The sequence below is a fragment of the Pseudomonas mendocina genome, from assembly GCA_037482215.1.
GTDB lineage: Bacteria > Pseudomonadota > Gammaproteobacteria > Pseudomonadales > Pseudomonadaceae > Aquipseudomonas > Aquipseudomonas mendocina_E.
The window spans coordinates 4280634-4288942 of the sequence record CP148074.1 but is presented as its reverse complement, the minus strand read 5'-3'; the positions used below and the strand labels follow the sequence as shown (position 1 = coordinate 4288942).

The window sequence follows — 8309 nt, the reverse complement described above, 5'->3', positions numbered from 1 at the left end:
TTAACAGTATTCCTAAGAGAAAGCTTATGTTTGTAACGAACACGCAAGTGGTAAAAACCAGAGGTCTGCGTCCAGTGGCCCCCTTACTGGTGGCGCTCATGCTGGCAGGTTGCGGAGCGCTGAGCCCAGTGCCATACAGCGACGAAGAAGTGCGTAACCGGGTTCAGGTTGACCGCCAGGGCATGTTTGCCGAGCAGGAGCCGGTGTTAGCGCCGATTACTTTTCATGAGGCCGCTGCCCGGGCGCTGAAGTACAACCTGGATTATCGCCTGAAGCTGATGGAAAACGCCCTCAGTCAGAACCTGCACGAGTCTTCGTTGCATGAGATGCTGCCTCGGGTGGTGGCGGGGGCCGGTTATTCATGGCGCAGCAATGATTCTGGTGGCACTTCCATTGGCATAGAAGATCGCCAAGAAAGCTTACGGGCATCCACCAGCCAGGAGCGTGAGCGTTACCTGGGTAATCTGAACTTCTCCTGGAGTGCGCTGGACTTTGGCGTGTCGTACTACCGCGCGCAGCAAAAGGCGGATCAGGTGCTGATGGCTGAGGAGCGTCGGCGTAAAGTGGCGCAGAACGTGATTCAGGACGTGCGCAACAGTTACTGGCGCGCTGTCGGTGCACAAAAGCTGCTGAATCAGGTGGATGACCTGCTGGCCCGGTCGCAACGCGCGTTGAACAAAGCTAAAGAGGTTGAGCGTCAGGGCCTGATGCCGCAGGCGCAAGTGCTGGCTTACCAGCGCGCATTGATCGATGCCGTGAACTTGCTGACCCTGCGTCGTCAGGATCTCGAACTGGCTAAAACTGAACTCGCAGCTCTGATGTCTCTACCGCCGGGCACTGCGTTCAGTTTGGCCGAAGAGCAAGAGCAGGTGCTGCCGCAAGCTCCGACCAACTTGGATCAGCTGGAACTGCTGGCCCTGCAAAAACGCCCGGAAATCATGGAGGAGTGGTATCGCAAGCGTGTCACCGAAAACGATATCAAAGCGGCCAAACTGTTGCTCTGGCCTAACCTTAGTGTGGATGCCGGGCCGCAGTACGACAGTAACCGTTATAACTACAGCAGTCACTGGACTGATGTGGGCGTTCGACTGTCATGGAACATCCTTAAACTGTCGCAGTACCCGTCGCTTAAACGCTCGCACGAGATGCAAAATGAGGCAGATGACATGCGTCGTATGTCTCTGTCCATGGCGGTGCTGACGCAAGTTCGCGTGGGCGTGCAGCGCTACGACCTGTCGCTGGCTGAGCTGGAAATGGCCGAAGAGAGCTTGCGTGTCGACCAGAGTCTGCTCAAGTACGCTCGTGCGGCAGCCCAAAGCCGCTTTGACTCCGAACTTGAAGTGATCCGCGCCGAAGCCCGCGCGCTGCTCACCGAATACCAGCGCTATGTTGCTTACTCCAATGCTCAGGCAGCCTGGGGCCGGGTGTACAACTCGGTGGGGCTGGATGTGATGCCTGATGTGATTGAAAGCAACGACGTTAAAACACTGGCAGCGGCCATGCAGAGCACTGTCGATCAATGGCAGCAGCAGGTATTCACCAGCGCTAAGGCGTTATAAGCATGTGTGTAGGTACAAAACGGGCCAGCATCGTGCTCCTGGCCCTGGCTGCTGTTGCCTCGCACAGCTGGGCGCAGAATGATGCTGACGCTGTACTGGCTGATCCCAACGCTATTCGTGTATTGCTCAGTGCGCAGACCGAGACCACCTTGGTGGCGCAGATGATGGGACAGATTGCGACGCTGAATGCGAGTCTTGGTGCCACCGTTAAGAAGGGACAGACTTTGGTGGGTTTTGACTGTGCTGAAGCTCAGGCTCGTCTGAAGATGGCTCAGGCGGAGCGTGACTCCGCCAAAGAAACCCTCTCAGTTAAGGACAATCTGCGCAAGTTGGACGCTGCTGGAGATCTGGAGGTGTCACTGGCCCGTACAGAGCTGCGGCGCAGTGAAGCTGCGGTGGCCATGAGCACCGCGCAAATGGCGCATTGCACTGTGCTCGCGCCGTTTGACGGGCGCGTTGTGAAAACCCACGTTAAGCCTTATCAGGGCGTCAATGTCGGCGCGCCATTGGTTGAGCTGGTCAGTAGCGGTGCGCTGAAAATCCGCCTCAATGTGCCGTCACGCTTGTTGTCCGAGATCAACCCAGGCACGCCGTTCAGTGTTGAGATTGATGAGACTGGGCGCAGCTATAGCGCCAAGGTCACAGCGATCAATGGCCGTGTGGATGCGGTCGCGCAGACCATTGAGTTGGAGGGCCGCTTGGATGAGGTCTCCGCTGAGTTGCTGCCCGGCATGAGTGGTGTGGCTCGGTTTGTTGCGGATACGCCAGCGTCGCTATGAACACCAACAGTGATCAACCGCAGGCCGTCATACTGCCTGCGCTAGAGGCCCGTGCCAGACAAGCGCTCAACGTGGCAGAGCTGCAGTTCAGTGTCGCTAACGACAGCTATGCACTGCTGGCTTTTCAGCAAGCCCTGGTGTTTAGCGCCGATGGCAACAGTGCCCGCCTGAGCTGTGTCTCCGGGTTGGCCAAATTGAGTGAAGACAGCCCCTATCTGGTTTGGTTGAAGCGAGTCTGGCCGGAGCTGCAACAGCGGTTCAATGAGCAGCCAGCCTGGCTGGTGGCGCAGGATCTGTCGCAGGCCTCCCCTGATTTAATCGAGGGTTGGGCTGAGTGGTGGCCGCTTGGCGTGTATGCCATTCCGTTGAAGCGCCGTGATGGGGGGCTGCTAGGGTGGGTCTGCTTCCTGATGGCGCAGGCTCCTGCCGAGTCGCAGCATCAGGCAATTATGCAGTTGGCGCAGTCATGGGGATACTGCTGGGAAATGCTGGCCGGTAAACCTCGCCAAGGCATTCTTAAGCGCTGGCAAAAAATCGGGCGTGTTCAGCGTCTGGTGATTCTTGTCTGTTGCCTGGCCGTGCCGCTGCTGCCTGTGCGGCAGAGCTTGCTGGCGCCTGCTGAAGTGGTAGCGCTGGATGCGACAGTGCTGTCTGCGCCGATGGATGGCGTGATCAAAACCCTGCACGTGCGGCCGAATCAGGCGGTCGTGGCAGGCGATCTTCTGTTCTCGCTAGATGACACGACCTTGCGCAGTCGAGAGGCCGTGCTGATCCAATCTGTGGCGGTGGCCGATGCTGAGTTGATGGCCAGCACCCAGAAAGCCTTTGACGATCCACGTAGCAAGAGTGAGCTAAACCTGCTCAATGGCCGCGCTCAGGAACGTCGCGCTGAGCTGGCTCAGGTTCAGGCTCAGTTGCGCCGGGTGGATGTGCGTGCTGAGCAAGCTGGCGTGGTGGTGTTTAGTGACCCAGATGACTGGCTCGGGCGGCCGGTGCGAACAGGCGAGCGCATCATGCAACTGGCGGAGCCGTCCAGCGCAGGCGTTTTAATTGAAGTACCAGTGGCGGATGCGGTGACTTTACAGCCCGGTGCTGAAGTCCGCCTGTTTCTGACGGTACAGCCGCTCTCGCCATTGAGCGCCCGTGTGATTGAAAGCAGTTATCAGGCTCAGCTTTCAGCCGAAGGTATTGCCAGTTACCGTTTGCGTGCCCGCTTTGACGCGTCCAGTGAACAAGCCCGCATCGGCCTGCGTGGCACCGCCAAGGTGTATGGCGACTGGACCGTGCTGGGTTACTACCTGATGCGCCGGCCGTTGGCCAGTTTGCGTGAGTTAAGTGGATGGTGATGGCTCAGGCCTCCAGCCTGTCTGCACTGCGTGAAGACTTGCGACTGTTTGAGTCCGGTGCGGATCGCAGTGGAGCACCCATGTGGGCGATTCAGGACCCTGTCAGCAATCGCTTCTTCCGCATTGGCTGGTTGGAATATGAGTGTCTGTTGCGTTGGCCAGCCCAGCCTGAGCAAATTGCCGCTGATATCGAGGCACACACGCCACTCAGCGTGGAGCCTGAGCAGGTCGAACAGTTCGCCCGTTTTCTGGAGTTTAACCAACTGCTGCGTCCTGGCGCTGAAGGCCGCCAGCGCTTGTTGGAGAAAACCCGCGATCACGGTTGGCGTGACTGGCGCTGGTGGCTGCACAACTATCTGTTTTTGCGGGTACCGCTGATTCGCCCCCAGCACTCGTTAGAGCGAGCGATGCCATGGGTGTCGCCGCTGTTCACGCCAACGGCGCTGTTCCTGTTACTACTGGCGACGCTAACCGGCGTATTGCTGGTGGCGCGGCAGTGGGACACATTTACCCATGATGTGATGGACATGCTCACCCCGAGTGGTCTGTTCGGCTTTGCTTTGGCTCTGGTGCTTTCAAAAACGCTGCATGAATTAGGTCACGCCTTTGTTGCAACACGCTTGGGTGTTCGTGTCGGTCATATGGGGGTGGCCTTCTTGGTGATGTGGCCCATGCTTTACACCGACACGGGAGAGTCTTGGCGGCTGCGTTCACACCGCCAGCGGCTAGCCATTTCGGTGGCCGGCGTCAGCACGGAAATGGCCTTGGCAGGGGTGGCCACTTTAGCGTGGGCGCTGTTGGATGACGGTGCACTGCGCCAGGCCATGCTCTATCTGGCCACCACGGGTTGGGTGTTGTCGCTGGCCTTGAATGTGAGCCCGTTTATGCGCTTTGACGGGTATTTCATCCTCTCCGATCTGCTCGACTTCCCTAACCTGCATGAACGCTCCGGGGCACTTGCTCGTGCTTGGTTGCGGCGCACGTTGCTTGGTCTTAACGAGCCTGATCCAGAGGTTTTCCCAGCCCGCGTGCGGCGGGGGCTGATTCTGTTTGCCTTCTGTACTTGGTTGTACCGGCTGGTCATGTTTTTGGGGATCGCCCTGGCCGTGTACCTGTTCTTTTTCAAAGTGCTGGGGATTTTTCTGCTGTGCGTCGAGCTGATTTGGTTTATTGGACGGCCTGTGTGGTCGGAGGTCAGTGTGTGGGTTAAACGCTGGGATGAAGTGCGTATTCGCAGACGATGTGCCATTGGCGGCGCGTCCCTGGCTGCTTTGGCGTTACTGGCCATGCCCTGGACCTTTGATGTTGAGGCTCCGGCGGTGGCGCAGCCACAGCGCGTACAGCAGGTGTTTGCCCCTTTGCCCGCCCAACTACAAGCGCTGAGGGCGGCAGGTGAAGTGAAGCAGGGAACGCAATTGGTGGAGTTCTCGGCGCGGGATTTGGATTTACGCGCAGCCCGTTCTGAGGCGTCGTTGCAGGCACTGCATCAACGCATCGGCGGTTTGCTGGCGGAAGAAGATGGAATAGCTGCTCAGCCAGCCCTGCGTGAGCGCCTGCAAGAGCAGATGGCGGAGTTGTCGTCCGTGCATGAGGAGGGCGCGCTGTTGAGGATATTGGCCGAGTTTGACGGTGTCTGGCTGGATGTCGATCCGCTGGTGCGCGAGGGCGTCTGGATCGCCAGTGATCAGCCGCTGGGCGTGTTGGTCGACCCTCAGGCCTGGGTGGTGGACGCCTATGTGGAACAGCAGGATGTGCAGCGCATTGCACTGGGCAATCAGGCCCGCTTCCGTGCTGAGAACAGCCTTGAGTGGATTCCTGCTCAGGTATTGGAGATCGACACCACCCGTGCGCGTGAGTTAGTTCTTCCTCTGTTGGCGGACCGTCACGGCGGACAGATCGCCACCCATGCCAGCCGCCGTGAGGCCGAGCCCAGTGCGGCACTGTACCGGGTTCGTCTGCAACTGGCGCAGCCCCTGAACGAACTTCGTCAAACTCGAGGCAGTGTGCACATTGAGGCTGAGAGTGTCAGTCCGCTATGGAGTGGGATTAAAAGTGCTGCGGCGGTTTTGCTGCGTGAGAGCGGTTTTTAAGCAAGGGGGTAAAGCCTTCCGGCGATATGTAGTTGGGGAATCTCCCAGCTAAGCGGTAAACTTTACAGTCCGCTCTCCATCACGAGACCTCAGCATGCAGTATCGCGACCTGCGCGATTTCATCCGCGAATTGGAAAATCGCGGTGAGCTCAAACGCATTCAGACTCCGGTTTCCCCGGTACTGGAAATGACCGAAATCTGTGACCGCACCCTGCGCAAAGGCGGGCCGGCACTGCTGTTTGAAAACCCCACGGGGTATGACGTCCCCGTACTGGGCAACCTGTTCGGCACGCCTAAGCGTGTGGCGCTGGGTATGGGCGCTGAGGAAGTGTCGGAGCTGCGTGAAATCGGCAAACTGCTGGCTTTTCTCAAAGAGCCAGAGCCGCCGAAAGGTCTGAAAGACGCCTGGAGCAAGCTGCCGATCTTCAAGAAGGTCATCAACATGGCGCCTAAAGTCCTCAAGGACGCGCCGTGTCAGGAGGTGATCGAAGAAGGTGATGATGTCGATCTGTACAAGTTGCCGGTGCAAACCTGCTGGCCAGGCGACGTCGGCCCTCTGATCACCTGGGGCCTGACCATCACCAAAGGGCCGAACAAAGAACGGCAGAACCTAGGCATCTATCGCCAGCAGGTGATTGGTCGTAATAAGGTCATCATGCGCTGGCTCAGCCACCGTGGCGGCGCGTTGGATTTCCGCGAGTGGTGCGAGAAATATCCCGGTAAGCCGTATCCAGTTGCGGTCGCCTTGGGCGCTGACCCGGCGACTATTCTCGGCGCGGTCACGCCGGTGCCGGACAGTCTCTCCGAATACGCCTTCGCCGGTCTGTTGCGCGGACACAAAACCGAGCTGATCAAAGCCCGCGGCAGTGACCTGCAAGTGCCTGCCAGCGCGGAGATCGTTCTTGAAGGTGTGATCCATCCCGGTGAGATGGCCGATGAAGGTCCGTATGGTGACCACACCGGTTATTACAACGAGGTGGACCGCTTCCCAGTGTTTACCGTGGAGCGCATCACCCGCCGCCAGAAGCCGATCTACCACAGCACCTACACCGGACGTCCGCCAGATGAACCGGCCATTCTCGGCGTTGCGCTGAACGAAGTGTTCGTACCGATTCTGCAAAAGCAGTTCCCGGAGATCACTGATTTCTACCTGCCGCCGGAAGGCTGCTCCTACCGCATGGCCGTCGTGACCATGAAGAAGCAGTACCCAGGCCACGCTAAGCGCGTGATGCTTGGGGTGTGGTCGTTCCTGCGACAGTTTATGTACACCAAGTTCGTTATCGTGACCGATGACGATATCAACGCGCGTGACTGGAACGATGTGATCTGGGCGATCACTACGCGCATGGACCCCAAACGTGACACGGTGATGATCGACAATACACCGATCGACTATCTGGACTTCGCCTCGCCGATCTCTGGGTTGGGTTCCAAGATGGGCCTGGATGCCACCCACAAGTGGCCGGGCGAGACCAGCCGCGAATGGGGACGGGCAATTGTCCAGGATGAAGCGGTTAAGCAGCGCGTTGATGCACTGTGGTCTGAGTTGGGAATTGATTAATGAAGGTCACCCTGAATCCTTCAGGTGCGGTACTTGAAGTTCAACCCCGCGAGCGCATCCTCGATGCCGCGCGCCGGTTAGGTTATGACTGCCCGCAGAGCTGTCGCAACGGCAATTGCCATGTGTGCGCCGCGCTGCTGGTAGAAGGCAAAGTGTTGCAAGACGGTGTCGAACTGGGGCAGGGCGAGTTGTTCACTTGCCTGGCTGAACCGCTGGAGGATTGCGTGCTGCATTGGGATGGCGTGTTGGCACCGGGCGAGTTGCCGGTGCGGGACATGGCCTGCCAGGTGGTGGCCTGCGATGACATGGGTGGTGATGTAGTGCGAGTGCGCTTGCAGGCACCGGCCGGTAAACGTGTGCGTTACCATGCCGGGCAATACCTGCTGCTGGAGCGCCGCGACGATTACTCGGCATTTTCCCTGGCATCGGCGCCGCACAACGGCCGCCTGCTGGAGCTGCATGTGCTGGCCCGAGAAGAGTCCGCCATTGCCTTGATCGAGCAGCTGCGCAGCAAATCAGTGGTGCGGGTGAAAATGCCGTTTGGCGACACCCACTTGGCTGAGCTGCCGGATGGCCCGCTGGTGCTGCTCGCTGCGGGCACAGGCATGGGCCAGATGCAGAGCCTGATCGAACATTGCCGCGAATCAGGCTTTGCTCACCCCGTGCACCTGTATTGGGGGGCGCGCAACCCAAGCGACTTCTATGAAATCGAACATTGGGCGCAGTGGCAGCAGACGCCGAATCTGTTCCTGCACAAGGTTGTCAGTGACGAATGCGGTTGGACCGGGCGTTGCGGCCTGCTGCATGAAGCCGTGACGCAGGACTTCCCTGATCTCAAGGCGCTGCATGTGTATGCCAGCGGCTCACCCGCCATGGTCTATGCCACTCTGGATGCGCTGGTGGATGCCGGGATGGATGCCCACCAGATGCGTGCCGACGTATTTGCCTACGCGCCCCGCAACTGATGGCATGAC

6 protein-coding genes are annotated in these 8309 nt (G+C 58.9%); all 6 read left to right on the top strand.

Features of this window, described 5'->3' with window-relative positions; all coding sequences use genetic code 11:
• Nucleotides 1–26 precede the first annotated feature (26 nt).
• Complete coding sequence (locus WG219_19845; GenBank protein ID WXL25522.1) at nucleotides 27–1559, top strand: TolC family protein; 1533 nt, start codon at nucleotides 27–29, stop codon at nucleotides 1557–1559.
• Nucleotides 1560–1561: 2 nt separating this feature from the next.
• Nucleotides 1562–2338, top strand: coding sequence for an efflux RND transporter periplasmic adaptor subunit (locus tag WG219_19840; GenBank protein WXL25521.1), 777 nt, complete (start codon nucleotides 1562–1564; stop codon nucleotides 2336–2338).
• The gene (locus WG219_19835) at nucleotides 2335–3684 is read left to right on the top strand and encodes an HlyD family efflux transporter periplasmic adaptor subunit (GenBank protein ID WXL25520.1); all 1350 of its coding nucleotides are present in this window, start codon (nucleotides 2335–2337) and stop codon (nucleotides 3682–3684) included. Before WG219_19840 ends, WG219_19835 begins: the two co-directional genes overlap by 4 nt.
• On the top strand, nucleotides 3684–5774 hold the full coding sequence (locus tag WG219_19830; protein WXL25519.1) for an HlyD family efflux transporter periplasmic adaptor subunit: 2091 nt from the start codon (nucleotides 3684–3686) through the stop codon (nucleotides 5772–5774). Before WG219_19835 ends, WG219_19830 begins: the two co-directional genes overlap by 1 nt.
• A 94-nt stretch (nucleotides 5775–5868) precedes the next feature.
• Nucleotides 5869–7335 (top strand): 4-hydroxy-3-polyprenylbenzoate decarboxylase, encoded by a 1467-nt coding sequence (gene ubiD, locus WG219_19825; protein ID WXL25518.1) that lies wholly within the window; start codon nucleotides 5869–5871, stop codon nucleotides 7333–7335.
• Nucleotides 7335–8300 carry a CDP-6-deoxy-delta-3,4-glucoseen reductase gene (locus tag WG219_19820; GenBank protein WXL25517.1) on the top strand — a complete coding sequence of 322 codons (966 nt, stop codon included), beginning with the start codon at nucleotides 7335–7337 and terminating at the stop codon, nucleotides 8298–8300. Before ubiD ends, WG219_19820 begins: the two co-directional genes overlap by 1 nt.
• Nucleotides 8301–8309 lie beyond the last annotated feature (9 nt).

Bases quoted from the DNA above. Each gene is read 5' to 3' on its own strand.
- WG219_19845 (WXL25522.1), top strand. From the start codon at position 27: ATGTTTGTAACGAACACGCAAGTGGTAAAAACCAGAGGTCTGCGTCCA.
- WG219_19840 (WXL25521.1), top strand. From the start codon at position 1,562: ATGTGTGTAGGTACAAAACGGGCCAGCATCGTGCTCCTGGCCCTGGCT.
- WG219_19835 (WXL25520.1), top strand. From the start codon at position 2,335: ATGAACACCAACAGTGATCAACCGCAGGCCGTCATACTGCCTGCGCTA.
- WG219_19830 (WXL25519.1), top strand. From the start codon at position 3,684: ATGGCTCAGGCCTCCAGCCTGTCTGCACTGCGTGAAGACTTGCGACTG.
- ubiD (WXL25518.1), top strand. From the start codon at position 5,869: ATGCAGTATCGCGACCTGCGCGATTTCATCCGCGAATTGGAAAATCGC.
- WG219_19820 (WXL25517.1), top strand. From the start codon at position 7,335: ATGAAGGTCACCCTGAATCCTTCAGGTGCGGTACTTGAAGTTCAACCC.